Source organism: Bordetella genomosp. 13, assembly GCF_007679965.1.
In the GTDB taxonomy this organism is placed as follows: Bacteria; Pseudomonadota; Gammaproteobacteria; order Burkholderiales; family Burkholderiaceae_B; genus Bordetella.
The window spans coordinates 215,574-241,026 of the sequence record NZ_VEHL01000005.1 but is presented as its reverse complement, the minus strand read 5'-3'; the positions used below and the strand labels follow the sequence as shown (position 1 = coordinate 241,026).

At 65.3% G+C, this 25,453-nt stretch carries 18 protein-coding genes and 1 CRISPR repeat array; of the genes, 15 read left to right on the top strand and 3 right to left on the bottom strand.

Annotated features, from left to right (window positions below):
• Positions 1-82 precede the first annotated feature (82 nt).
• Both FS845_RS14390 and FS845_RS14385 read left to right on the top strand, forming a co-directional pair.
• The gene (locus tag FS845_RS14390; protein WP_144636447.1) at positions 83-1,105 is read left to right on the top strand and encodes a Bug family tripartite tricarboxylate transporter substrate binding protein; all 1,023 of its coding nucleotides are present in this window, start codon (positions 83-85) and stop codon (positions 1,103-1,105) included.
• Positions 1,102-2,331 carry an amidase gene (locus tag FS845_RS14385; protein WP_144636445.1) on the top strand — a complete coding sequence of 410 codons (1,230 nt, stop codon included), beginning with the start codon at positions 1,102-1,104 and terminating at the stop codon, positions 2,329-2,331. The genes FS845_RS14390 and FS845_RS14385 overlap by 4 nt, the downstream gene beginning before the upstream one ends.
• 7 nt (positions 2,332-2,338) lie before the next feature.
• On the opposite strand, the gene FS845_RS14380 is transcribed toward FS845_RS14385, so the two are convergent.
• The 3 genes from FS845_RS14380 to FS845_RS14370 all read right to left on the bottom strand — a co-directional run bounded on the left by FS845_RS14380 (position 2,339) and on the right by FS845_RS14370 (position 6,068).
• Positions 2,339-3,484, bottom strand: a complete 1,146-nt coding sequence (locus FS845_RS14380) for a sensor domain-containing diguanylate cyclase (protein ID WP_144636443.1) — start codon at positions 3,482-3,484, stop codon at positions 2,339-2,341.
• A gap of 75 nt (positions 3,485-3,559) precedes the next feature.
• Positions 3,560-5,083 carry a fumarate hydratase gene (locus FS845_RS14375; RefSeq protein WP_144636441.1) on the bottom strand — a complete coding sequence of 508 codons (1,524 nt, stop codon included), beginning with the start codon at positions 5,081-5,083 and terminating at the stop codon, positions 3,560-3,562.
• 217 nt (positions 5,084-5,300) lie between these two features.
• Positions 5,301-6,068: a crotonase/enoyl-CoA hydratase family protein gene (locus FS845_RS14370; protein WP_144636439.1), complete on the bottom strand. Its 768-nt coding sequence runs from the start codon at positions 6,066-6,068 to the stop codon at positions 5,301-5,303.
• Between the two features lie 500 nt (positions 6,069-6,568).
• On the opposite strand from FS845_RS14370, the gene cas3 reads away from it, so the two are divergent.
• From cas3 to FS845_RS14305, 13 genes are all read left to right on the top strand, one after another.
• Positions 6,569-9,226 carry a CRISPR-associated helicase Cas3' gene (gene cas3 / locus FS845_RS14365; RefSeq protein WP_144636437.1) on the top strand — a complete coding sequence of 886 codons (2,658 nt, stop codon included), beginning with the start codon at positions 6,569-6,571 and terminating at the stop codon, positions 9,224-9,226.
• Entirely contained in the window at positions 9,223-10,830 is a 1,608-nt protein-coding gene (locus FS845_RS14360; protein ID WP_144636435.1) for a type I-E CRISPR-associated protein Cse1/CasA, read from the top strand. Before cas3 ends, FS845_RS14360 begins: the two co-directional genes overlap by 4 nt.
• Positions 10,827-11,411 carry a type I-E CRISPR-associated protein Cse2/CasB gene (locus FS845_RS14355; protein ID WP_144636433.1) on the top strand — a complete coding sequence of 195 codons (585 nt, stop codon included), beginning with the start codon at positions 10,827-10,829 and terminating at the stop codon, positions 11,409-11,411. The genes FS845_RS14360 and FS845_RS14355 overlap by 4 nt, the downstream gene beginning before the upstream one ends.
• 34 nt (positions 11,412-11,445) lie before the next feature.
• A complete protein-coding gene (cas7e, locus tag FS845_RS14350; protein ID WP_144636431.1) occupies positions 11,446-12,627 on the top strand; it encodes a type I-E CRISPR-associated protein Cas7/Cse4/CasC in 1,182 nt (393 codons plus the stop codon).
• 2 nt (positions 12,628-12,629) lie between these two features.
• Positions 12,630-13,346, top strand: coding sequence for a type I-E CRISPR-associated protein Cas5/CasD (gene cas5e / locus FS845_RS14345; RefSeq protein ID WP_144636428.1), 717 nt, complete (start codon positions 12,630-12,632; stop codon positions 13,344-13,346).
• Positions 13,343-14,089 carry a type I-E CRISPR-associated protein Cas6/Cse3/CasE gene (gene cas6e / locus FS845_RS14340; protein ID WP_222129994.1) on the top strand — a complete coding sequence of 249 codons (747 nt, stop codon included), beginning with the start codon at positions 13,343-13,345 and terminating at the stop codon, positions 14,087-14,089. Before cas5e ends, cas6e begins: the two co-directional genes overlap by 4 nt.
• Positions 14,083-14,976, top strand: coding sequence for a type I-E CRISPR-associated endonuclease Cas1e (cas1e, locus tag FS845_RS14335; protein ID WP_144636425.1), 894 nt, complete (start codon positions 14,083-14,085; stop codon positions 14,974-14,976). Before cas6e ends, cas1e begins: the two co-directional genes overlap by 7 nt.
• Positions 14,948-15,244, top strand: a complete 297-nt coding sequence (cas2e, locus tag FS845_RS14330; protein WP_144636422.1) for a type I-E CRISPR-associated endoribonuclease Cas2e — start codon at positions 14,948-14,950, stop codon at positions 15,242-15,244. The genes cas1e and cas2e overlap by 29 nt, the downstream gene beginning before the upstream one ends.
• A gap of 412 nt (positions 15,245-15,656) precedes the next feature.
• A CRISPR array of direct repeats spans positions 15,657-19,799; the repeat unit is 29 nt; unit sequence GGTTCCTCCGCATGCGCGGAGATAGACCC.
• A 272-nt stretch (positions 19,800-20,071) separates the two neighbouring features.
• Positions 20,072-20,977: a glycine--tRNA ligase subunit alpha gene (gene glyQ, locus FS845_RS14325; protein WP_144636419.1), complete on the top strand. Its 906-nt coding sequence runs from the start codon at positions 20,072-20,074 to the stop codon at positions 20,975-20,977.
• Positions 20,978-23,116 carry a glycine--tRNA ligase subunit beta gene (glyS, locus tag FS845_RS14320; protein WP_144636416.1) on the top strand — a complete coding sequence of 713 codons (2,139 nt, stop codon included), beginning with the start codon at positions 20,978-20,980 and terminating at the stop codon, positions 23,114-23,116. It begins immediately after the preceding gene.
• Complete coding sequence (gene gmhB, locus FS845_RS14315) at positions 23,113-23,652, top strand: D-glycero-beta-D-manno-heptose 1,7-bisphosphate 7-phosphatase (protein ID WP_144636411.1); 540 nt, start codon at positions 23,113-23,115, stop codon at positions 23,650-23,652. The genes glyS and gmhB overlap by 4 nt, the downstream gene beginning before the upstream one ends.
• 36 nt (positions 23,653-23,688) lie before the next feature.
• On the top strand, positions 23,689-24,417 hold the full coding sequence (locus FS845_RS14310) for a lysophospholipid acyltransferase family protein (RefSeq protein WP_144636408.1): 729 nt from the start codon (positions 23,689-23,691) through the stop codon (positions 24,415-24,417).
• Complete coding sequence (locus FS845_RS14305; RefSeq protein ID WP_144636404.1) at positions 24,404-25,357, top strand: M48 family metallopeptidase; 954 nt, start codon at positions 24,404-24,406, stop codon at positions 25,355-25,357. Before FS845_RS14310 ends, FS845_RS14305 begins: the two co-directional genes overlap by 14 nt.
• The last annotated feature ends 96 nt before the right edge of the window (positions 25,358-25,453 follow it).

Sequence of the window (25,453 nt, the reverse complement as noted above, 5' to 3'; positions counted from 1 at the left end):
CAATAGAGAAAGAATAATGTATTGGACAACATAATCGGCGGATTCCTAACATCCCCCCATTCGACAACAACCGGGGAACCTCATGACTCTGCCGCACACCGGGCGCAAAGCCCTTTCCTGCACGGCGTTGGCCGCCGTGGCGCTGGCCGCGATCGCCGCGATCGCCGCGATCGCCGCGCCCGCCGCCGCCGCCGCGCAATCCGCCTATCCCAGCCAGCCCATCAAGTTCATCGTGCCGTACGCCGCCGGTGGCAGCTCGGACACGCGCTCGCGCCAGCTGGCGCAGCATCTATCCACGACCCTGGGCGTACCCGTGGTGGTGGAGAACAAGCCGGGCGCCAGCGGCAACATCGGCACCGGCCAGATCGCCATGTCCAAGCCCGACGGCTACACCATCGGCCTGGGCAACTTCGCGCCCATGTCGGTGAACAAGTCGCTCTACACGCTGAACTTCGATCCCATCAAGGACCTCGCGCCCGTCGCGCTGATCGAGCTGGGCCCGCTGGTGCTGGGCGTCAACGCCAAGTCGCCCTACACCAGCCTGGACGCGGTGAAGCAGGCCTCCAAGGCCAATCCCGACAAGTTCAACTACGCGTCGACCGGCGCGGGCAGCGCCTCGCACCTGGGCACCGAACTGTTCAAGACGCAGTCCGGCGTGCAGGCCACGCACGTGCCCTATCGCGGCGGCGCGCCCGCGTCCAACGACCTGATGGCCGGCAACGTGGACCTGTACCTGGAGCTGCCCAGCCTGCTGATGGCCTATGCCAGCGGCGACGCGCCGCGCCTGCGCCTGCTGGCGGTGAGTTCCGAGCAGCGCGTGCCCGCCCTCCCCGACGTGCCCACCTTCAAGGAACTGGGCATGCCCGGCATGGTGATGTCCAACTGGTTCGGCGTGGTCGCCCCGGCCGGCACGCCCGACGACATCGTGCAGAAGCTCAACGCCCACATCAACCAGGCGCTGCAGGACCCGGGCTACCGCAAGATCGTGGAATCCCAGGGTGGGGAAGTCGCGGGCGGCACGCCCGGGAAATTCCGCGACTTCATCGCCGGCGAAAGCGAACGCTGGGGCCAGTTGATCCGCAAGCAGAACATCACCGTCCAATGACGCAGGACCTCGCAGCACCCGGCCCGACATGGGCCCTGACCCCGCAAGACGCGCTGGCCGCGAGCCGGCGCGACGGCGACGTGCGCGCCTGGACGCACCTGGCCGCCGAGGCCGGCGCGGCGCTTGCCGGCCCGCTGGCCGGCGTGGCGTTCGGCGTGAAGGACGTGATCGACGTCGCGGGCATGCCGACCCGCTGCGGCTCCGAAGCCATCGGCGGCGACCCTCGCGACCTGGACGCCGCCTGCGTCGCGCAACTGCGCCAGGCGGGCGCCGTGCCGATCGGCAAGACCGTGACGGCCGAATTCGCCTACGTGACGCCCGGCCCGACCCGCAACCCCCACCACCTGGGCCACACGCCGGGCGGATCGTCCAGCGGCTCCGCCGCCGCCGTGGCCGCCGGCATGGTGGAACTGGCGCTGGGCACACAGACCGGCGGATCGATCATCCGACCGGCGGCCTTCTGCGGCGTGATCGGCTTCAAACCCACGTTCGGACGCGTGCATCGCCAAGGCATGCACGTGCTGTGCGATACGCTGGATACCATCGGCTGGTTCACGCGCACGCTGGAACAGGCGGCCGCCACGGCGCGCGTGTTCCTGGGCGCTACCGGCGAAGACACCTCCATCGACCGCGCGCCCCGCGTGGCGCTGCTACCCGCCCGCGCGCTGGGCACGTTGAGCCCCGCCGCCCAGGCGGCGCTGGACAATCATGCCGCCTTGCTGCGCGAACACGGTGCCCACATCATCGAACCCGACTGTGACGCGGACCTGATCGAATTGCTGCGCGTGCACGGCGACATCATGCTGGCCGAACTGGCGCGCGGCCTGCTGTCATTGCGGATGGCGCGCCCCGAGGGCCCGACGCCCGCCCTGCGCAACGCCATGGACCGCGGGCTGTCGATCACGCCCGTCGACTATGCCGACCTGCAGCAGGCGCGCACGCGGCTGGCGCAACGCTGGCAGGACCGGTTCGCCGACGTCGACGTCATCCTCACGCCCAGCGCGCCATCGGAAGCCCCCGCGGGCTTCGCGACCACGGGCTCGTCGGTATTCAACCGCGTGTGGTCGCTGCTGGGCTGGCCCTGCGTGCATGTGCCCACCGGCAAGACCCCGGCCGGCCTGCCCGTGGGCGTGCAATGCGTGGCCCTGCCGGATCGCGATCTTGAGCTGCTGGCATGGACGCAGTGGATGCAGCGGCTACCGATGCGGGCTCTCGCCGTGTCCTGAGACGAGGCTACCAGGCCACCCGGTCGCGTCCCGCCCGCTTGGCCTCGTACAACTTCTCGTCGGCCTGCTGATAGACGATGTCCCAGGATGTCCCCGGCGGGATCTCGACCACGCCCAGGCTGATGGTGACGGGCTCACCTTCCAGCATCGCGGGCCCGGACCCGGCGATCGCCGTGCGCAGGCGCTCGGCGCACTCCACGGCCTCGCGCAGCCCTGCACGAGGCATGAACACGGCGAACTCCTCTCCGCCCAGGCGGCCCAGGATGTCCTGCGCGCGCAGGTTCCCCGACAAGGCCTCGGACACCGCCGCCAGCACGCGGTCGCCGGCCGGATGGCCATGCCGGTCGTTGATGCGCTTGAAATGATCCACGTCCGCCAGGATGAGCGCGGACGGCGTAGCCGAGCCGGCCAGCCGCTTGCGCGTACGCAGGTCGAAACCCCGTCGCGTGTACGCGCCCGTCAACAGGTCCCGGTCGCGGTCGTCGATGGCCGCTTCCAGCACGTCGCTGGCCACGGCGAACAGCAGCACCAGTCCCAGCGCGATGCCGAACAGGGCAAGCGACAGCTGCAAGCCCTGCCAGAAGATCGAATCGGCGAAGGCGCGTGCGCCGACCGGCGCGGTGCCGCCCAGCGTCAGCAAGGTGCGCGGCAGGAACTGCAGTCCAAGCGCCAGCACGATCCAGAACAGCAGCCGATCCGGCATGCGCACGCGCGGCGCGGACCACAGCCGCAAGGCGGCCAGGCAGAATAGCAGGCCGTAGCTGGCGTTCAGCAGGTAGACTCGTGCCAGCAGGTTGCGGTCGACGTAGAAGAAATACCAGAGGCCCGCCATGACCAGCGCGACGAAGGCCGCGCAAACGGTCCAGGGGAATCGACGGCGCGCGCGCAGCAGGATGCCCTGCACCGCCAGGCACACGGCGCTGGAATAGAGCGCGCCCGACACCAGCGCATTGGCGCCCGTGTCGCGCGGCACGTACAGGATCTGCGACGTCGCGCCCGCGCCGAATGCGAAACAGGCGGCCGCCAGGCACAACAGGTGGCTGCGCCGCTGGTAGCCCGCCCAGATGGCGACGAACGCCGCCCCGAACAACGTGAGGATCGTCGGGGTGATGAGCGATAGCGACACGCGTACGAGCGAACCCTCCGTCTCCATGCCTCGTGCTTTCTTCCGCAGGCGACAGCGCCCGATTGGTGCGCCGGCCCGGTCGCACGGGCCGGCGGCGCTACATCAAGCCACCGCGACCGGAATCTTGCCGATCCTGGCCTGCCATTCCTTCGGACCGGTGTTGTGCACCGACACGCCCTGCGCATCCACCGCCACCGTCACCGGCATGTCCTTCACGTCGAACTCGTAGATGGCTTCCATGCCCAGGTCTTCGAACGCCAGCACCTTCGCCGTGCGGATCGCCTTGGACACCAGGTAGGCCGCGCCGCCCACCGCCATCAGGTACGCCGACTTGTGCTTGCGGATGGCGTCGATGGCCACCGGGCCGCGCTCGGACTTGCCGATCATCGAGATCAGGCCGGTCTGGGCCAGCATCATCTCGGTGAACTTGTCCATGCGGGTGGCGGTGGTGGGACCGGCCGGGCCGACCACTTCGTCGCGCACCGGATCGACCGGGCCCACGTAGTAGATGACGCGGTTGGTGAAGTCCACCGGCAGCGATTCGCCCTTGGCCAGCATGTCCTGGATGCGCTTGTGCGCGGCATCGCGGCCGGTCAGCATCTTGCCCGACAGCAGCAGGGTCTGGCCAGGCTGCCAGCTGGCGACTTCCTCGCGCGTCAGCGTGTCCAGGTTCACCTGCTTCGACTTGTTGTAGTCGGGGGCCCAATGCACTTCCGGCCACTCGGACAGCGAGGGCGGATCCAGGCGCGCCGGACCCGAGCCGTCCAGCTCGAAGTGGGCGTGGCGCGTGGCCGCGCAGTTGGGGATCATGGCCACGGGCTTGGAGGCCGCGTGCGTCGGGAAGGTGCTGATCTTCACGTCCAGCACGGTGGTCAGGCCGCCCAGGCCCTGCGCGCCGATGCCCAGCGCGTTGACCTTTTCATACAGCTCGATGCGCAGCTCTTCGAGCTTGTTCTGCGGGCCGCGGGCCAGCAGCTCGTACATGTCGATGTCTTCCATCAGCGACTGCTTGGCCATCAGCATGGCTTTCTCGGCCGTGCCGCCGACGCCGATGCCCAGCATGCCCGGCGGGCACCAGCCGGCGCCCATCGTGGGCACCGTCTTCAGCACCCAGTCGACCAGCGAGTCGCTGGGATTGAGCATGACGAACTTCGACTTGTTCTCGGAACCGCCGCCCTTGGATGCGATCTGCACGTCGACCTTGGCGCCAGGCACCAATTCGACGTGCAGGATACAGGGCGTGTTGTCGCGCGTGTTCTTGCGCGCGAACAGCGGATCGTCCAGCACCGAGGCGCGCAGCGGATTGTCCGGATTCAGGTAGCCGCGGCGCACGCCCTCGTCGCAGAGCTCCTGCAGGCTGCGTTTGGTGTCGAAGCGCACGTCCATGCCGACTTTCAGGAACACGTTGACGATGCCGGTGTCCTGGCACAGCGGACGCTTGCCCTCGGCGCACATGCGCGAGTTGGTCAGGATCTGCGCCATGGCATCGCGCGCCGCGGGGCTTTCCTCGCGCTCGTAGGCGCGCGCCAGGTGGCGGATGTAGTCGACGGGATGGTAGTAGCTGATGAACTGGATGCCGTCCGCGATGGACTGGATCAGGTCTTCTTCTTTGATGAGCGTGGTCATGATGTAGGAAGGACGGGGCCGAGGACCCGCCTGGTTCGCGGAAAGAAAAAGGGGAAAAACGAAACGCCGCAGAAAGCTGCCGGAGATCGTCGCGCGCCCGCGCGCGGCCGCATGGGACCGCGCGCATGCGTGAATCATAGAACGGGCGGATGCCGGGCGCAGGTTCCGGCCGGGGACGGAACGCGGGACGGACGGTATCCGCCCCGCGGGCAACGGCTTACTTGCCCTGCCAGACCGGCTTGCGCTTCTCGGCGAAAGCGGTGGCGCCTTCCTTGGCGTCGGCCGACTGGAAGATGTGCGCGATCAGGGGACGCTGGCGGTCGAACATGCCTTCCTGTTCCCAGTCGGTGGCCTGGGCCACGATGCTCTTGGCGGTCTGCACGGCCAGCGGGCCGTTCTCGACGATGACGCGCGCCAGTTCCAGGGCGGCTTCGAGAGCCTTGCCCGGCTCGGCCAGGCGGTTGACCAGGCCATAGCCGTGGGCACGCTGGGCATCCAGCATGTCGCCCGTCAGGATGATCTCCATGGCGATGTGGTACGGCAGGCGGCGCGGCAGGCGCAGCATGCCGCCCGAGCCGGCCACCAGGCCGCGCTTGACCTCGGGCAGGCCGAACTTGGCGTTGCTGGCCGCCACGATCAGGTCGGCGGACAGCGCCATCTCGCAGCCGCCGGCCAGCGCGTAGCCTTCGACGGCGGCGATCAGCGGCTTCTTGGGCGGGCGCTCGTTCAGGCCGGCGAAGCCGCGGCCCGGGATCAGCGGCCGCTGACCGCTCTGCGCGAAGGCCTTCAGGTCCATGCCGGACGAGAACGTGCCGCCCGCGCCGGTCAGGATGCCGATGCGCACGGCGTCGTCGGCGTCCATGGCGTCGAACGCGGCGGCCAGGGCCTGGGCGGTCTCCAGGTTGATGGCGTTCTTGGCCTCGGGCCGGTTCACGGTGATGATCTGCACGCCATCGGCGACTTCTACCTTGACCAGGTCGGACATGCTGCTGCTCCTCTGTGGGCGGACCGCGGTGTGGAGGGACGGCCCGCGGTTATGTATAAGACTGCGGCAAGGGGGAATGATACGACTGACGGCCGTATGGACCAGCGGGAGGCCGTTACCGGCATTTCGGAAAATACCCGCATTCCTGCAACGCTATTGACTAAATGGCCTCGTACCATACCGCGATTGACCAGACACGAGAACCTAAGAATGTCGGTTTTCTCGGAGAATCCCTATGAAGCGCGCGGAAAAGCCTGGGCAAGTCAGACCAGGTGATCAACACAGCGATCGCTTAGACCATTCGTTTGGCATAGAAGTAATTTTCTACCTTTTCGCCTATACACCGCCGGTCAGATACGCACTGGATACTTGCGCGAATCAGCCACTCAGCGATACAGAAATATTGTGGCTGGCCACATACGTATATCTGTATGATCGCGAAGCAACTGTAGCAAAATCTCACATAAGGGCAACTTCTTGATTAATACCTAGGAGTACCAATGGACCATATAGGGATCAGGGCCTGGGGCAAGCGCGACGACCAAGGTAACGAGCATCCGCTGGAAGACCACATGCTCGACGTCGCCATGGTTTTCTATGTGTTAATCCATATTCCCGCACTGCGCCGCGCACTGAATGCCTGCGCAGGCCGCTTGCTGAACGATACGGACATCCTCCGCCTGACAGTGCTCGCCTTTTTCCACGACGTGGGCAAGGCCTGTGCCGGCTTCATCGCCAAACGCTGGAAAACCGGAGAAATTCCCAAAGGTTGGCCCACGCATACTGGGCATTCCGGCGAAGCCTTTTTCATTTTCGAAAATGCGGACCTACTGAACCAGTTGCCCGCTGATGAGATGGATGAATGGGGCTCGGCAACATTCGACTTGCTGCTGGCTGCGATCAGCCACCACGGTCGGCCCATTACAAGATCGCCCCTCGGTAATGCGCTCAGAACGTGGGCTCCGGTCACCACACCCACGGGCATCGTCTACACCCCGTCAGCCACCTTGAACATGCTGGGCCAGCGCGCCCGCGCCTGGTTTCCCGGCGCATTCATCAAAGACGGCGATCCGCTGCCCACGGCGGCGCGATTCACGCACCTTTTCGCGGGGCTGGTCCAATTGGCGGATTGGCTAGGGTCGGACACGCGGTTTTTTCCCTATACGCAACCGGGCGAAGACCGCCGCCAGACCGCCGAAAAGAGGGCAAGGCAAGCCGTATCTGGCATCGGACTGGATATGGCGATATGGCGCGACGCGTTGCAGTCCATGCCGGCATTTGGCCAGGTCTTCCACGTTCCCAGCCCTCGCCCGATGCAGGAAAAAATGGCGCAGCAGGATTGGGATCCACTGCTCATCGTCGAATCGGAAACCGGCAGTGGAAAGACCGAGGCGGCATTATGGCGCTATGCCACCCTGTTTCGGGCAGGAATCGTGGACGCGCTCTACTTCGCGCTACCGACCCGGGTGGCCGCCAGCCAACTGTGCAGCCGCGCGGAAAACTTCGCCGAACGCCTCTGGATGGACTCGCCAGCGTGCGCGCCGACCGTCGTGCGCGCCCTGGCAGGCTACGAAAGCGCAGACGGCGCGCGCATGCATCGCCTGCCGGAATTCAAAGTCCTGTGGACAGACAACCCTGACGATCAAAAAGCCCATTTGCGCTGGGCGGCGGAATCCGCCAAGCGTTTCCTGGCGGCGCCGATCGCGGTCGGCACGATAGACCAGGCTTTGCTCGCGGCGCTGCAAGTACGCCATGCACATCTGAGGCACGGCCTGCTGGCCCGCAGCCTGTTGGTCGTCGACGAGGTCCACGCCTCGGATGCCTACATGTCCGCCGTGCTGGCACGCGTGATCGACGCACATCTGCGAGCGGGCGGCCATGTCCTGCTGCTCTCGGCAACGCTGGGCGCCAGTGCGCGCCACCGCTATCAAGCCATTGCGGCCAACGCGCTTGGACGCCGGCCCGCCGCGACGACGCCATCGCTGGAGCAGGCCAGCGCACTGGCCTATCCCGCCATCAGCGACGCCAGCGCCTTACATCCGATGCCCGCTCCTACGTCGCACAAGACCGTGAATTGGCGATTGCAGGACGACATCGACAAGCCCGACTCGGTCGCAGCGCTGGCCTTCCATGCCGCCGCCCAGGGCGCGAAGGTGCTGGTCATCCGCAACACCGTGCCCGCGGCCATTGCCACGCTGAGTGCCCTTGAAGCCCTGGTAAAGGCATCGAACCAGGAAGCGCTGCTCTTTCGCGTGGAAGGCGTCAGCACGGTCCACCACAGCAGATACAGCAAGGAGGATCGCCCACGGCTGGACGCGGCGGTCGAACGCCAATTAGGCAAGCAACGGCCCTCCAGCCAAGGCATCATCGTCGTCGGAAGCCAGACTTTGGAGCAAAGCCTAGACATCGATGCGGATTTTCTGGTCTGCGATTTGTGCCCGATGGACGTCTTGCTACAACGCCTGGGTCGCTTGCACCGACACACGCGGGACATCGACGAGCGCCCGGCGGCTTACCGGCAAGCCCAAGCCATCATTCTCACTCCCGAGGATGGCGACCTGACGCCACACCTCGTACAACCTAGGCATGGCTTGGGCCTGTTTCGAAATGGCGGGGGCATCTATACCGACCTGCGCATCATCGAAGCGACGCGCCGCTTGATCGCCAGCCACCCGTCCTGTGCCATCCCTCGAGACAACAGGCATCTGGTAGAACACGCCACGCATCCCGAGATGCTGAAAAGAATCGCGCTTGAGCTAGGTCCAGCGTGGGAGGAACTAGGCCAAAGAATCGAGGGCATTTTCCAGGCGGAAAGCAGCTTCGCGAAGTTGCAGGCCCTGCCGTTCGACAAAAACTTTTCGGACGAGGATTTCGGTTTTCCTGACGACGATCAAAGAATCTCGACCCGCCTGGGCACTGCCGACCGCCTGCAGACATTCGAACCCGCCTTACCCGGCCCATTCGGCATCGCGGTCGCGCAACTTCCGATCCGCTTCCACCTGCTGCCCGCCGATTTGAACCCGGACGCGGCCGCGCAAGACATCCAGGCCCTGCCGGAAGGCGGATTCACCTTCGTCCTCGGCGGCTACCACTACCGATACGCCCGCATGGGTCTGGAACGACTTTCCCAGCCTTCCGTTGAAAGGAGGACTCAATGATGCAACCCGCCCTGATGGGAAACCTGCTGGACGAACGCATCCTGACGTACCGCACTGTCGCGGCGGGCACGACCGTTGCCGCGACCCTGCCTGAACTGTTCGTGGCACTGGCACGCGATGAGGTGCGGGACTTCCCCGCGTTGCGCTTCCACCAGCGCCACCCGTGGCATGCGCTGCTAGTGCATATCGCAGCACTGGCCCTGTTACGCGCCGCGCAGGACGAACCCTTCAAGGACTCGGAAGCATGGCGGCACGCTTTGTTGGCATTGACGCCGAACGATCCCGACGGAGCCTCATGGTGCCTGGCTTCGCCGCCCGACCGTCCGGCCTTCCTGCAAGCCGCAGTTCCAGACGGCGACGTCTCGCGCTGGAAGAATGAACTCGTCGCGGCCGACGAACTGGATATGCTGGTCACGTCCAAGAATCACGACTTGAAGACAAGCAGTATGGTCCGCTGCACAGCACAGGATTGGTGCTATGCGCTGGTCAGCCTGCAGACCCAGGAGGGCTTCCTGGGGGCGGGTAACTACGGTATCTCTCGCATGAATGGCGGATTCGCCAGCCGTTGCGGCATCGGCATCCAGCCGTCGGGAGGACTGGGCAAACGCTGGCGCCGCGACATCTGTGCGCTACGGGAGCATCGCGGGGAGACCGCGGAAACGCTGGGCCTGGCGCAAGAAGACGGGATCGCCCTGATCTGGCTGCTGCCCTGGGATGGCGAAACCAGCTTGAGCGTGTCGCGGCTGGATCCCTGGTACATCGAAATCTGCCGGCGCGTGCGCCTGCAAGCGGACGCGCAGGGCCGTTGGCGTGCCAAAGCCACGGGCAGCAAAGTCGCCCGCATCGCAGCCAAAGAACTCAATGGCGTGACGGGCGACGCCTGGATGCCCATCGATATCAGCGGCGCGAAAGCTCTGACGATAACGAGTCGGGGATTCGACTACCGGTTGGCCTCCGAACTGTTGTTCGGCGGCAAGTACAGCAAGCCGCCCGCACAGAAGCTGCGCGCTGACGACGGCACGGAAGGCGTGACGCTCGTGGCGCAAGGCATTACTCGCGGGCAAGGCAAGACCGAGGGCTATCACGAACGGCACATCCCGATCTCGCCCACGATGCGGGCCAAGTTGCTCATCCAGCATACGGACCCGTTGGCGAAAGTTGCCAACGAGCGCATAGAAGCCATTTCCGACGTGCGAAGAATCCTGTGGTCCGCCTTGGTCGTCCTGTTCATGAATGCCGCCAAGGATGAAACCGGCAGGGACCGCGACGCTCCCGACTCCATCAAGGATCGTGCCACTCGCTACGCACGACTTCTGGAGGCGGACGAGGACGCGCGCTTTTTTGCCGATCTCATCGAGGAAATCGAATCCGACTCGCCTGCCGAGGAAAGATCGCGCTGGCTGCGCGGCTTGGCCCTGCGCGCGGAAACCCTGCTGCTTGCCGCATTCGACGCCGGGCCACGCAGCGGCATGCTGCGCTACCGCGCCCAGGCCAACGCGCTGGCCAAGCTGAACGGAATGCTGCGCAGCGAGAAAAACTTCGAACCCATGGCAACCGCCCTCAACCAGAAGAAAGACGATCTCCGAGAAGGAGTACCGCAATGAACCTGCCTGAGCCTCAGGCTGATCACCATACGATGGAACAGGCGCGCACGATGGGCGAAGAGCCCTTCGACCCCATCAGATCGCTGGCACGCCATGTCGCGCAAATGAAGGCGGGACCGCACAACCGTGGCGAGTACGCCGCATTGGCTCGCCTGGACCCTGACGCGCCCAGGCCGCACCAACTCGCCGCGCTGACGCGCGCGCTTATCGCAGCAGGCTTGAATCCCGGGGGGAACTGGCGGCCGGAGACCTGGCGTCGCTGGTCCTATATCGCGCACGGCATGGCGCTCGCGGGGCACAAGGAAGGGCGACTGGGTACGCAATTGGCCGAAGCCGAACTTGCCGAATCGCGCGTCACCCGCCTGCTGGTCGCCCGAGGCGAGGCGCTGTTCCAGTTGCTGCCGCGCGTGCTGCGGCTACTGGCCAGCAAGTCCGTGCAGCCCAACTGGCACGAACTCGGCCCCTTGATCGGCGCCAGCGATGCGGACAGCCAAGACAGTCGCATGACCCATGACTCCAGCCGGCGACGTATCGCCGGCGACTACTACAGCACCGTAGCAAGATCCGCAAAGCGCGCCTGACCCTTATCCCAAAAACTCGACTTCAGGAAAGACCATGTCCGCTCATCCTCGCTTCGTCCAGATCCACACGCTGCACAACTATCCCGCCGCCCTGCTCAACCGGGACGATGCCGGCCTGGCGAAGCGCCTGCCCTATGGCAATGCCGTGCGCACGCGCATTTCATCTCAATGCCAGAAGCGCCACTGGCGCACCGCGGAGGGCACGCATGCGCTATCAGGAATCGGCGTGCCGATGGCCATTCGTTCGCGCGAACTGCTGGGCGAGATCCGCAAGCGCCTGCTCGAGCAGGAGATCGCAGAGCCACTGGCCCAGGCTGCCATCGAGGCACTCAGAAATGCGGGCTTGCTCGACAAGGCGGGAAAAAACCAGAAAGGCAAGGAAGCCCTATCGACCGGACAGGCGGTGCTGCTGGGCAAGGCGGAGATGGACTACCTGGTCGCCAAGTGCACGGAATTGGCGCAACAGCATCCCGACGAGAAGGCATTGCGTACGGAAATCGCCGAAACGCTGAAAAAGGAAAAGAACAACATTCAAGCCATGAAACTGGGCAGCGGCCTGGAATCCGCATTGTTCGGCAGAATGGTCACGTCGGACGTGCTGGCCCGGCGAGACGCATCGATCTACGTGGCGCACGCCTTTACCGTGCATGAGGCCCAAGTCGAGAACGATTACTTTACAGTCGTGGACGATCTGCTTCGAGAAGAAGGCGAACAGGGTTCCGCCGGCATCTTCGACACGGAACTAACGTCCGGCCTGTACTACGGCTATGTCGTGGTCGACGTACCGCAATTGGTGGCAAACCTCGAAGGGATCGACATCAAGGACTGCTTTTCCGTCGACAAGCAATATCGGGAGTTGGCGGGCCAGGTCATTCACAACCTGCTGCATCTGATGGCCACCGTCAGTCCGGGCGCCAAGAAGGGATCGACGGCGCCTTTCGAATGGGCCAAGTTCATGCTGGTCGAAGCAGGCGACCAACAGCCGCGCAGCCTGGCGGGCGCCTATCACGATGCCTTGTCTCTGGAACAAACGCACATTCGCCAGCAAGCCGTCGCCCGGCTCTCGCAAGAATTGCAGATGACCGACGCAGCCTACGGCGCCGTGGGCCAGCGGCGCTTCCTGAGCTTGGACGATGTGCGGGTTCCCAGCGCGGAACGGCTGGCCTTGCCCGCAATGGCTCAGTGGATCCAGGCACGCGTCGTCGAAGGAGCCTGAGGATGGCGCGCCATCTACTGATGCGCTTGCGCGCGCCCCTGATCGCCTTCGGCGGCGAGGCCATCGACAACCTTGGCGTGATACGCGACTTTCCCGCGTTGTCGATGGTGACTGGCCTATTGGCCAATGCGCTGGGATGGGATGGGTCGCAAGACGAGCATCACAATCGCCTTCAGCAGCGCTTGCTGATCGGTTCCCGGATTCTGCGTCCAGGCCAACGCCTGACCGACTTCCAGACCGCCGAGCTCGGCGCCAATGACGCGGGCTGGACCACGCGCGGCGCTGCCGAAGGTCGGGCGGGCGGCGCGAACACTTATGAAGGGCGGCACCTGCGCTACCGTGACTATCATGCCGATCTGGACATGCTGGTCGCATTGCGGCTGGAACCTGCCGACCAGTGGCCACGCCTGGAGGATCTGGCGGCAGCGCTGGACACCCCTGCCCGCCCGCTTTTCTTTGGCCGGAAAACCTGCCTTCCCACGCACCGGATCATGGCGGGATGGAGCGAGGCGGCCACGATATTGCAAGCTTTGGCTGCTGCCGACGGGACGCCGGATGATCGCGTGCAGTGGCCCGATGGCGAAGGCCGCCTCCCCCATGACCGCCTGATGATGATCACGGACGAGCGCAATTGGACCGCCGGTGTGCATGGCGGGATGCGTCCCGTGCGCGAAGGTACGCTTCGCGCCACCCCTGGCAGCCAAGGAGCACCCTTGTGACGACGTCGCTCTATCTGATGCAATTTCAACCCGATCTGCGCCGGCTGCTTCCCTGGGCGGAACGTCGCGGACTCCTCGCCTCGCGCGGTGGTGGCGATCTGGGCTATGCGTTTCACGGCGCCTTGAGCGAAGCGTTCGGCGACCTTGCACCCAAGCCGTACAGCTATCGCTCGTCTCACGGACTATTGGCCTACACCCAGCACTCGCCCCAGGCGATGCAGGAAAACGCCAGCCTTGCCACCCCCGAAGTATCGGACATGCTTGGACTGACGGCGACGCCAAGGACTCCCGGCCTGCTGATCAGGCCTTTTCCCGGCTCTTGGCGGGCGGGACAGATATTGAGCTTCGAAGTCAGGGTAAGACCTGTCCAACGCGCTGTGCGAGGTGGCGAAAGAGATGTTTTCCTGGCCGAGGTGGATAAGCATCCGGACGCGGGAGTGGACCGTGCGACGACGTATCAGGACTGGCTTCGACGCCAATTCGAAGGCGCCGCGCGAATCACCGACGCGACGATGACGCAATTTAAGCTATCCGCCGTATTGCGTCGCCATGCAGCGAAAGGCGACAGCGCTCGGCCTTCGCACATTGTGAATGGTCCCGAGGCCGTGTTTGCGGGTCATCTGACAGTCGAGAATGGCGAACAGTTTGCCCAGAAAGTGACGCGCGGAATCGGCAGGCATCGCGCTTTTGGCTTTGGCATGCTTCTGCTGAAACCCGCCCAGGCTGGGCGCTCGGCATGCTGAAGGGGCGCCTGGGGCTGGAGAGCGCCCGCATCCCTCATGCCGATCGCCATGGACTGATCTGGCTGGACCGCGGCGAGCTTTGCGTGATCGATGGCTGCCTGCATTTTCTCCAGGGCAAGAACAGTCTGACGCCCAGCTCGGACCAGATTCCTCACCAGACCGTCTCGATGATCTTATTGGGGCCTGGCAGCAGCGTCACGCACGATGCGCTGCGGCTGCTGGCTCGCCATGGCACCTTGCTGGCGGCTGTTGGCGTGGATGGAGTGCGTAGCTACACGGCGCCGCCATTGATGCCGGACAGAAGCGATGTGGCAAGGCGCCAGGCCGAATTGTGGGGCAGTCCCAGGCGGCGCATCAGCGTGGCTCGCCATATGTATGCGCTGCGCCTGGGAGAAATCTTGCCGCATCGCGACTTGGATACGCTGCGTGGCATCGAAGGCAGCCGCGTCAAGACGATCTATCGACTGATGGCCGATAAGTATGGGATCGACTGGCAGGGGCGGCGATTCGACCGAAACAACCCCGGCTCGGAGGATCTACCTAATCAAGCGATCAATCATGCGGCGACGGCTGTGCAGGGCGCCGCGGCCATTGCTGTTCAAGCCGTCGGCGCGATTCCGCAACTGGGATTCATCCACGAGGATTCCGGCCAGTCTTTCGTTCTGGATATTGCAGACCTGTTCCGTGACCAGATCACGCTTTCCATTGCTTTTTCCTGCGTGAAGCAGGCAGAGAAAAGCAGCGAGACCATTGACAGGTTGGTCCGGCGCGAGGCCTCGCGCGTATTCCGCAAAGAGAGCGTCATTCCTTCGATGATAGATCGCGTCAAGCAGGTTCTTCGAATGGACGAGGTAGGCGATGCCGCTGGTAGTGATAGTGACTCGTGATGTACCTGACAGATTCCGGGGATTTCTTTCCTCCACCATGCTTGAGGCAGCCCCGGCGACATATATATCGCCCCATATGAGCAAAGGCGTTCGCGAGCGAATCTGGAAGGTTCTTCAGGAATGGCATGAAGCGCTGGATCAAGGCAGCGTGGTCATGATCTGGCGAGACAATAACGCCACGGGTGGTGTCGGTCTTTCTCATCTTGGAACGCCGCCCAAGAAGCTGCTTGAGATCGACGGGATGTGGATCACACGGAAGTCCGGGTGATTGGGTGATCTTTAAAAATTCGTTTGAATGCAAAACCCGCCTTTCCTCAATGATGGAATGGGGGAATCAATTCTCCGCGGCCGCGGAGATAGACCTCTAAGGATGTCAGTTGAACTGACCTGTAAAAGTTTCCTCCGCATACGCGGAGATGAGGTGAATGTATATCCCATCGTGGTCAATCCACGTCGCCTCGTTCAGACGGCGGGCGAGTGAGCGGCGGTTTTGGAGACATCTGGACATTTTTTGCATACCAGACTATTTGGTGTGCTTGTATGGAAGTCTTTCCAACACCAAGCAATGATAAAACTATCAGAAAAATTTTTTCATAGCTAAACCGTTGCAACTGGACGAGCTGGAAAAAAGAGATGAGAATCGCAGTTTTTCTTTTCCCATCAAGGATTTGGATGGGAGAGGTTCCTCCGCATGCGCGGAGATAGACCCGGTCGATACGTCGCCTTCCGTGTGATTTTGCAGGTTCCTCCGCATGCGCGGAGATAGACCCGTTCGAAATGCTTTCTCGCCCGTGATCGCTTCGGTTCCTCCGCATGCGCGGAGATAGACCCTATCCGGCCCCATGGGCAAGCTGCTGGATACCGGTTCCTCCGCATGCGCGGAGATAGACCCGCGCGATCATGGCCCAGCAGTTCCGGGAGTTCGGTTCCTCCGCATGCGCGGAGATAGACCCTGACCATCGACGATCGCGATCAGCGCCTGGTGGGTTCCTCCGCATGCGCGGAGATAGACCCGTCCTGGGTGCAGCTGCGCGTGCGCGTGATCTGGTTCCTCCGCATGCGCGGAGATAGACCCACGAAAGCAGCGTCGTTCACGCCGGTCTGCGAGGTTCCTCCGCATGCGCGGAGATAGACCCCATGGCCCCGGGCAGGCCGCCAAATGGCTCCAGGTTCCTCCGCATGCGCGGAGATAGACCCGCGCAGCACAAGTGAAATATGAGCCTTTTGCAGGTTCCTCCGCATGCGCGGAGATAGACCCAGCGCCGACGAGGTCGCTCAACACCTTGGCAAGGTTCCTCCGCATGCGCGGAGATAGACCCTGATCGCGCGGCTCTGTCGGCTCAGTGGCTCTGGTTCCTCCGCATGCGCGGAGATAGACCCTCGCGGAAGCGATCGCCGCGCCCGAAGCCCTGGTTCCTCCGCATGCGCGGAGATAGACCGTCAATCCGGCGCGCATTTTTCCAGTTCCTCTGGTTCCTCCGCATGCGCGGAGATAGACCCGTCGTGGCCACGCGAGTTCTGCCTGTTCTGGAGGTTCCTCCGCATGCGCGGAGATAGACCCGTCCGGGCATCCCTCGTTGATCAGCGCGCTGAGGTTCCTCCGCATGCGCGGAGATAGACCCGCTGGAGATCCTCGTGCCTGGCCTCGATCCGAGGTTCCTCCGCATGCGCGGAGATAGACCCAGGTCGCATCGCTCAAGCAGGCGCACGAAGAAGGTTCCTCCGCATGCGCGGAGATAGACCTTGGCGCGCCATGCATCGACAGCCTTCTCTGCGGTTCCTCCGCATGCGCGGAGATAGACCCTGCTTGTAGAGTTCGGGATCGATCATTGGGCGGTTCCTCCTCATGCGCGGAGATAGACCCTCGGTGGCCGTGCGAGGCTGGCCCTCGACCGGGGTTCCTCCGCATGCGCGGAGATAGACCCTGCATCGGCTGCCCGAAGGGCGGCATGGGGTAGGTTCCTCCGCATGCGCGGAGATAGACCCCGGCGCGCCCAGCCTGCCGCCACCCCGGCAGCGGTTCCTCCGCATGCGCGGAGATAGACCCGGCTACATTGCACGCCCACTACACCCGTATCAGGTTCCTCCGCATGCGCGGAGATAGACCCACTAAAAAAGACGGACAAGAAAAAGAATTTCAGGTTCCTCCGCATGCGCGGAGATAGACCCCTTGGCTGTACGTGGCGACGACCGACCAGCACGGTTCCTCCGCATGCGCGGAGATAGACCCCACGCTTCGCCGTTACAAAATAGTTGGGACAAGGTTCCTCCGCATGCGCGGAGATAGACCCTAGGCGCCCGCTTCGAGTCGGCATCGGAAAGGGGTTCCTCCGCATGCGCGGAGATAGACCCAGGAAGGCCGGCGCCACGCCGGGCCATTTGTCGGTTCCTCCGCATGCGCGGAGATAGACCCTCGATCATTTCGGTCATCTCGCGGATGGTCATGGTTCCTCCGCATGCGCGGAGATAGACCCCGCGTCGCGCCGGGCCCAGCGGTCGCCGAGGAGGTTCCTCCGCATGCGCGGAGATAGACCCGCAGGAGCCGGCACCCGCCGAGCCCAGCGATGGGTTCCTCCGCATGCGCGGAGATAGACCCGCGCTCGCGATATGCTGCAGGGTCGTCGCCGAGGTTCCTCCGCATGCGCGGAGATAGACCCCTATCCGCCGGTCCGCCGGCTACGCAGAGTGGGGTTCCTCCGCATGCGCGGAGATAGACCCTCAGCGGTTCGGTGCAGTCGGCTTCATCATTTGGTTCCTCCGCATGCGCGGAGATAGACCCATCGGCTCCGTCTTCCAGGGCGACGACGGACCGGTTCCTCCGCATGCGCGGAGATAGACCCGAGGAAGGCTCCGGTACGCAAGCCGGCGCGCGGGTTCCTCCGCATGCGCGGAGATAGACCCTCATCGTCGACCTGTTCGCTGGCGGCGGCGGGGTTCCTCCGCATGCGCGGAGATAGACCCTACTGTTTATGCGACGTTTCGACGGCCCGGGTGGTTCCTCCGCATGCGCGGAGATAGACCCTACTGTTTATGCGACGTTTCGACGGCCCGGGTGGTTCCTCCGCATGCGCGGAGATAGACCCGTCAGGATCCTGGCTCTTGACCTGGCCAACCAGGTTCCTCCGCATGCGCGGAGATAGACCCGTGGGCGCGGGCACCTGGCAGATCGACCAGGGGGTTCCTCCGCATGCGCGGAGATAGACCCCGGCTCGATCGCCACCGGCGTCGGGGGCGCGAGGTTCCTCCGCATGCGCGGAGATAGACCCCTGGCGCAGCATGAGCGCGACCTGCGCGGCGCGGTTCCTCCGCATGCGCGGAGATAGACCCTGCCCACCCCGGGGAATGTATGTCCGGTCTGAGGTTCCTCCGCATGCGCGGAGATAGACCCGACGACCCCAGGCATGTGCCCATCCATCCTCGGGTTCCTCCGCATGCGCGGAGATAGACCCTCGGTTGTGACGACTCCGCACGATCAGAAGGTGGTTCCTCCGCATGCGCGGAGATAGACCCGAATGACTATAGCGGCTGGCGAGACTCAATCCGGTTCCTCCGCATGCGCGGAGATAGACCCTTCTTCCGTGCTCATGTTGGGTGCTGCCTTTTGGTTCCTCCGCATGCGCGGAGATAGACCCTGAAAAGTTGGGCGCTTTCCTGTAGGCCAGTCGGTTCCTCCGCATGCGCGGAGATAGACCCGGCTTTTGGTCCGCAGGCCGTATCTGGAAGCAGGTTCCTCCGCATGCGCGGAGATAGACCCGTGACGCCCTTGGCGTGACTGGTGCCGTCCACGGTTCCTCCGCATGCGCGGAGATAGACCCCCCGACATGAAGCGCTACCCGCCTGTCATGTGGGTTCCTCCGCATGCGCGGAGATAGACCCCATAGCTGCGAGTCGCCGGCGGAGATAGACCCTGTCCGGAATTTCCGGAGGGTTGGGGGCGCGCGGTTCCTCCGCGTGCGCGGAGATAGACCGTCCTTCTTGCGCTTCTCGTAGATCTGCTGCAGGGTTCCTCCGCGTGCGCGGAGATAGACCCCTACTGGAGAAGACCGTGAACAATGAATCACCGGTTCCTCCGCATGCGCGGAGATAGACCCTGGCAGGTTTCGACCGTCCGTACAGAGCAGGAGGTTCCTCCGCATGCGCGGAGATAGACCCCGGCCGATGTCGTCGCCAGAAAAGAACGGCTCGGTTCCTCCGCATGCGCGGAGATAGACCCCTGAAGATTGCCGGCGCGGCCACCATGGCCCTGGTTCCTCCGCATGCGCGGAGATAGACCCCTGCAACGCGAAGTCGTCACCGATGATCGGCTGGTTCCTCCGCATGCGCGGAGATAGACCCCGCCTGTACGGGATGTGCCTGGCGGCCGAGCAGGTTCCTCCGCATGCGCGGAGATAGACCCGGCACGGCTGTCTCGGGCATTCGAATACCCGGGGTTTCTCCGCATGCGCGGAGATAGACCCGCCCAGCGTGGGCGGCGCGACGCCGTCCGAGAGGTTCCTCCGCATGCGCGGAGATAGACCCAAGGCCTACAAGCCGCGCCCCATCCGCACGCCGGTTCCTCCGCATGCGCGGAGATAGACCCAAGACCACCACGCCCGCGCCGACTTACCAGGAGGTTCCTCCGCATGCGCGGAGATAGACCCACGACATGGCATAGGGGAAGCCGATGGACAACGGTTCCTCCGCATGCGCGGAGATAGACCCTATCGGGACCGGATGAAATCGGCCTGTATGCCGGTTCCTCCGCATGCGCGGAGATAGACCCCGTGCCCAGGCTTCCAACGCCGGCACCGGAGCGGTTCCTCCGCATGCGCGGAGATAAACCATGGAAGCGCGTCGCGCCCAGTTTGTCCGCCTGGATTGCTCCGCATATGCGGAAATAGTCCCAGCTCGCGGAATTGGCCGCTAGCCTGCACAATAGACTGTTCCGCATGCGCTGAGACAACGCCGACACGCCACCGGCATCGATGCTGGACATAATCCCTAGCCCACCCATCGCAAACAATTCCCCCACACCCAGTTAAAATGCCCGGTTTCCCATGCCCAGGCCCGGCCGCCCCCGCGCGTCCGGCCGCCGGGCGGCCGCCTAGAAGCCCCTATGCTCACCTTTCAGCAAATCATCCTTACGCTCCAGGACTACTGGGACAAGCAAGGCTGCGCCCTGCTGCAGCCCTACGACATGGAAGTCGGCGCTGGTACGTCGCACACCGCCACGTTCCTGCGCGCGATCGGACCCGAGCCCTGGCGCGCCGCCTACGTGCAGCCCTCGCGCCGTCCCAAGGACGGCCGCTACGGCGAGAACCCCAACCGCCTGCAGCACTACTACCAGTACCAGGTGGTGCTGAAGCCCGCGCCGCCGGAAATCCTCGAGCTGTACATCGGCTCGCTGAAGGCGCTGGGCATCGACCCGGGCCAGCACGACATCCGCTTCGTCGAGGACGACTGGGAGAACCCCACGCTGGGCGCCTGGGGCCTGGGCTGGGAGGTCTGGCTCAACGGCATGGAAGTCACCCAGTTCACCTATTTCCAGCAGGTGGGCGGCCTGGATTGCACGCCGACCACCGGCGAGATCACCTACGGCCTGGAACGCCTGGCCATGTACCTGCAGGACGTCAAGAGCGTCTACGACCTGGTCTGGACCGAAGGCGCCGGCGGCAACCGCGTGCTGTACCGTGACGTCTTCCACCAGAACGAAGTCGAGCAGTCCACCTACAACTTCGAGCATTCTTCGGCCGACATGCTGTTCGCCCATTTCAACGACTACGAGGCCGAGGCAAAACGCCTGATGGACGTGCCGCTGGCGCTGCCCGCCTACGAGGCCGCGCTGAAGGCCGCCCATACGTTCAACATGCTGGATGCGCGCGGCGCCATCAGCGTCACCGAGCGCGCGGCCTACATCGGCCGCATCCGCAACCTGTCGCGCAGCGTCGCGCAGGCCTATTACGATTCGCGCGAGCGCCTGGGTTTCCCGATGCTGAAGCGTTCGCCGGTGGAGGGTGCGTAAATGACCATCACCGTCCGCCCCCTGCTGGTCGAACTGCTGACCGAAGAACTGCCGCCCAAGGCCCTGCAGAAGCTGGGCCAGGCCTTTGCCGAAGGCATCCGCGCCACCCTGGCCAGACACGGCCTGCTGGCCGACGGCAGCCAGGTCCAGCCCTACGCCACGCCGCGCCGCCTGGCGGTGCGCCTGTCGGCCGTGCTGTCGCAGGCGCCCGACCAGGCCTATGCCGAGAAGCTGATGCCCGTGAAGGTGGGCCTGGCCGCCGACGGCAGCGCCACGCCCGCGCTGCTGAAGAAGCTGGCCGCCAAGGGCCTGGAGAACATCGACCCGGCCACGCTGGAACGCGAGTCCGACGGCAAGCAGGACTACCTGGTCGCGCGCGGCACCGCGCCCGGCCTGGCGCTGGTCCAAGGCCTGCAGGAAGCCCTGGAAACGGCCATCGACGGCCTGCCCATCCCCAAGGTGATGCGCTACCAGCTGGATGACGGCGTCACCAGCGTGAAGTTCGTGCGGCCCGCGCACGGCCTGATCGCGCTGCACGGCGGCGACGTCGTGCCCGTGCGCGCGCTGGGCCTGACGGCCGGCCGCTACACCATGGGCCACCGCTTCATGAGCTCGGGCGCCGTGGACGTCGCCGATGCCGATTCCTACGTGGACACGTTGGCCACGCGCGGCCGCGTGATCGCCTCGTTCGAGGGCCGCCGCGACGAGATCTCGCGCCAGCTGAACCAGCACGCCGCCCGCCTGGGCGCCACGCTGGGCGACGATCCCGAAGTGGCCGCCTTGCTGGACGAAGTCACCGCGCTGGTCGAGCACCCCACTGTGTACGTGGGCGAGTTCGAGGAACAGTTCCTGCAGGTGCCGCAGGAGTGCCTGATCCTGACGATGCGCCTGAACCAGAAGTACTTCCCGCTGTTCGACCCGGCCTCGGGCAAGCTCACGCACCGCTTCCTCATCGTCAGCAACATGGACGTGGCCGACCCGGTCAACATCGTCGAAGGCAACCAGCGCGTGGTGCGTCCGCGCCTGGCCGACGCGCAGTTCTTCTTCCAGACCGACCGCAAGACACCGCTGGCCGCGCGCGTTCAGCAACTGGGCAACATCGTCTATCACAACAAGCTGGGCACCCAGCTCGAGCGCGTGGAGCGCGTGCGCGCCATCGCGCGCGGCGTGGCGCAGGCGCTGGGCGCCGACGCGGCCTCCGCGGACCGCGCCGCCCAGCTGGCCAAGGCCGACCTGGGCACCAACATGGTGGGCGAGTTCCCCGAGCTGCAGGGCATCATGGGCGCCTATTACGCGGCTGGCGACGGCGAGCCCGCCGACGTGGTCGAGGCGCTGCGCGTCCAGTATCGCAACCGCTGCGACGCGCCGGTCACGCGCGAGACCCTGACCGCCGCCGTGCTGTTCATCGCCGAGCGCGCCGAGACGCTGATGGGCATCTGGGCCATCGGCCTGGCGCCCACGGGCGAGCGCGATCCCTTCGGCCTGCGCCGCGCGGCGCTGGGCCTGATCAGCGCCTTCGAGCAGCTGGCCGCGGGCGGCTGGCTGAAGATCGATGCCGACGGTCCGCTGTCCTTGGACGGCCTGCTGGCGATGGCCGCGGGCGCCTTCCCCGCTGGCAAGATCCCGGCCGAGACCTTGGGCGAAGTGCGCACGTTCATCTACGAACGCTATCGCAACCAGTTGATCGCCGACGCCGACCGCAATGCCGTCGAGGCCGTCATCGCCCTGACGCCGCCCCTGCACCAGGTGGCCGAACGCGTGCGCGCCGTGGCCGCCTTCGCGGGCATGCCCGAGGCCGCCAGCCTGGCCGCCGCCAACAAGCGCATCGGCAATCTGCTGAAGAAGGCCGAGGGCGAGATCGGGCAGGTCAATAAAGACCTGCTGACCGAGCCCGCTGAAGTCGCCCTGGGTACCGTGATGAACCTCCATGGCCATGACGCCAAGATCGAGTACGAAAAGGGCGACTTCGCCGCCAATCTGCGCACGCTGGCACTCTTGCGCACGGCCGTGGACAACTTCTTCGCGGACGTCATGGTCATGGCCGAGGATCCCGTCATCCGGGCCAATCGCCTGGCCTTGCTTGCCGAGTTGCACAGCCAGATGAACCGCGTGGCAGACATCTCCAGGCTGGCACAGTGAAACTCGTCATTCTCGATCGCGACGGCGTCATCAACCAGGACAGCGATGCCTTCGTCAAGACGCCGGACGAATGGGTCGCGCTGCCGGGCAGCATGCACGCCATCGCCCGGCTGACGCAGGCCGACTGGACGGTGGTGGTCGCCACCAACCAGTCCGGCCTGGCGCGCGGCCTGTTCGACATGGAAGCGCTGAACGCCATCCACGCCAAGCTGCACCACGAAGTGGCGCAGGCCGGCGGCGTGGTCGACGCCATCTTCCTGTGCCCGCACGGCCCCAGCGAAGGCTGCTCGTGCCGCAAGCCGCTGCCCGGCATGTATTTCGACATCGCGCGCCGCTACGACGTCGACCTGACGGGCGTGCCCGCGCTGGGCGACTCGCTGCGCGACCTGCAGGCAGCCTCGGCCGCCGGCTGCGCGCCCTGGCTGGCGCTGACCGGCAACGGCCGCAAGACGCAGGACAAGGGCGAGCTGCCGCCGGGCACGCAGGTGTGCGAGGACCTGGCCGCGTTCGCCGACATGCTGCTCAAAGACGCCTGACGATGCTTTTCTCCTTCACGTACCCGGTCCGCTGACATGGCCTGGCTCCGCTCCTTCCTCTACGCCCTGTTCCTGGCGGTCACGGTCATTCCCTACGCCTTCGCGTGCATCCTGTGGGCGCCGCTGCCGCTGCACGCGCGCTACCGCCTTACCGTCGGCTGGCCGCGCCTGGCCATCTGGGGCGCGCGCGTCATCTGCGGCCTGCGCTGGCAGGTCAAGGGCGCGCACAACCTGCCCGACGGCCCGGCCATCCTGCTGTCCAAGCACCAGTCCGCCTGGGAGACGCTGTTCTTTCCCGCGCACATGCCGCGCGAAGTGTGCTTCGTCTACAAGAAGGAACTGCACCGGGTGCCGTTCTTCGGCTGGGGCCTGGCGCTGCTGCGCATGATCCCCATCGACCGCTCGCGCGGCCGCGATGCCTTCGACGAGGTGGCGCGGCTTGGCCAGGTGCGCCTGGACGAAGGCCGCTGGCCGCTGCTGTTCCCCGAAGGCACGCGCGTGCCGCCGGGCCAGGCGGGCCGCTTCAAGACGGGCGGCGCGCGGCTGGCCACCGTCACCGGGGCGCCGGTCATCCCCATCGCCCTGAATGCCGGCGAATGCTGGCGCCGCAATGCGTTCATCAAGCGGCCGGGCCTGATCACGGTGTCCATCGGACCCGCGATAGAATCGAAGGGCCTCTCCGTGGAACAGCTCAACACCAGGGTGCAAGCCTGGATCGAAGCGGAGATGCGCGTCCTGAACCCCGAGAGATATGGCAAAGACTGACCAGCTCGAACTGTCGTTCGACTTTGGGCCCACCCCCGAGCCCAAGGCCGACGACGGAGCGCCGCCAGTCGCCATGTCCGTCACGTTTCCGCCGACGCCTGCCCAGCGGCACGCGCCAGGCCTCATGGCCCCGCCTCCCACCGCCCCCGTCACCGCCACGCTGGTGCCCACGCCGCGCCCCGATCCCCTGCCGGACGGCGCACGCTGGCGCGAAGTCGCCACGCCGCAGCAGCTCATCGGCTTCGTGCTGCTGCGCTCGCGGCGCCGCACCATCGGCTTCGTGATCGCCGACGACGGCCTGCGCGTGACCGCGCCCAACTGGGTCACGCTGGCGCAGGTGGACGACGCGGTGCGCGAGAAGGCGCGCTGGATCCTGTCCAAGCTGCGTGACTGGCACGCGCGCAGGCAGCAGTTGGCCATGGCCCACACGCGCTGGCAGCACGGCGGCGAGCTGCCATACCTGGGCAAGCGCATCGTGCTGCGGCTGGCGTCCGACCGGCGCCAGGCCAGCCTGGACGGCGACCCCGCCGCGCCGCAGGACGGCGCAGTGCTGTGGCTGCCGCTGCCGGCCGACGCCGACCAGACCCGCGTGCGCGACGCCGCGCAAGCCTGGCTGCAGCAACGCGCGGGCGACTGGTTCGGCGTGCGGCTGGGCCACTTCCTGCAGGCCACTGGCCTGACCATCAGCCGCTGGCGCCTGTCGTCCGCGGCCACCCGCTGGGGCTCGTGCACCAGCGACGGCAGGATCATGCTGAACTGGCGCCTGATCCACTTCGCGCCGGCCATCATCGACTACGTCATCGCGCACGAGCTGGCGCACCTGCGCGAGATGAACCACAGCGACGACTTCTGGGCCGAGGTCGGCAACATCCTGCCGGGCTTCGAGGACGCCAAGAAGCAGCTGCGCCGCCACGATCCGGCCTCGCTGCCGCAGTTCTAGGACGCGGGGCCGCCGAGCCGCCAGCCCTCTCGCCCGCCGCTCGCGCGGCGGAACGCGCCGGATCCTTCAGGCGACCACCTGTCCCATCCTACGCAG

Coding starts and splice junctions, on each gene's coding strand:
- FS845_RS14390 (WP_144636447.1), top strand. CDS start 83: ATGACTCTGCCGCACACCGGGCGCAAAGCCCTTTCCTGCACGGCGTTG.
- FS845_RS14385 (WP_144636445.1), top strand. CDS start 1,102: ATGACGCAGGACCTCGCAGCACCCGGCCCGACATGGGCCCTGACCCCG.
- FS845_RS14380 (WP_144636443.1), bottom strand. CDS start 3,484: ATGGAGACGGAGGGTTCGCTCGTACGCGTGTCGCTATCGCTCATCACC.
- FS845_RS14375 (WP_144636441.1), bottom strand. CDS start 5,083: ATGACCACGCTCATCAAAGAAGAAGACCTGATCCAGTCCATCGCGGAC.
- FS845_RS14370 (WP_144636439.1), bottom strand. CDS start 6,068: ATGTCCGACCTGGTCAAGGTAGAAGTCGCCGATGGCGTGCAGATCATC.
- cas3 (WP_144636437.1), top strand. CDS start 6,569: ATGGACCATATAGGGATCAGGGCCTGGGGCAAGCGCGACGACCAAGGT.
- FS845_RS14360 (WP_144636435.1), top strand. CDS start 9,223: ATGATGCAACCCGCCCTGATGGGAAACCTGCTGGACGAACGCATCCTG.
- FS845_RS14355 (WP_144636433.1), top strand. CDS start 10,827: ATGAACCTGCCTGAGCCTCAGGCTGATCACCATACGATGGAACAGGCG.
- cas7e (WP_144636431.1), top strand. CDS start 11,446: ATGTCCGCTCATCCTCGCTTCGTCCAGATCCACACGCTGCACAACTAT.
- cas5e (WP_144636428.1), top strand. CDS start 12,630: ATGGCGCGCCATCTACTGATGCGCTTGCGCGCGCCCCTGATCGCCTTC.
- cas1e (WP_144636425.1), top strand. CDS start 14,083: ATGCTGAAGGGGCGCCTGGGGCTGGAGAGCGCCCGCATCCCTCATGCC.
- cas2e (WP_144636422.1), top strand. CDS start 14,948: ATGCCGCTGGTAGTGATAGTGACTCGTGATGTACCTGACAGATTCCGG.
- glyQ (WP_144636419.1), top strand. CDS start 20,072: ATGCTCACCTTTCAGCAAATCATCCTTACGCTCCAGGACTACTGGGAC.
- glyS (WP_144636416.1), top strand. CDS start 20,978: ATGACCATCACCGTCCGCCCCCTGCTGGTCGAACTGCTGACCGAAGAA.
- FS845_RS14310 (WP_144636408.1), top strand. CDS start 23,689: ATGGCCTGGCTCCGCTCCTTCCTCTACGCCCTGTTCCTGGCGGTCACG.
- FS845_RS14305 (WP_144636404.1), top strand. CDS start 24,404: ATGGCAAAGACTGACCAGCTCGAACTGTCGTTCGACTTTGGGCCCACC.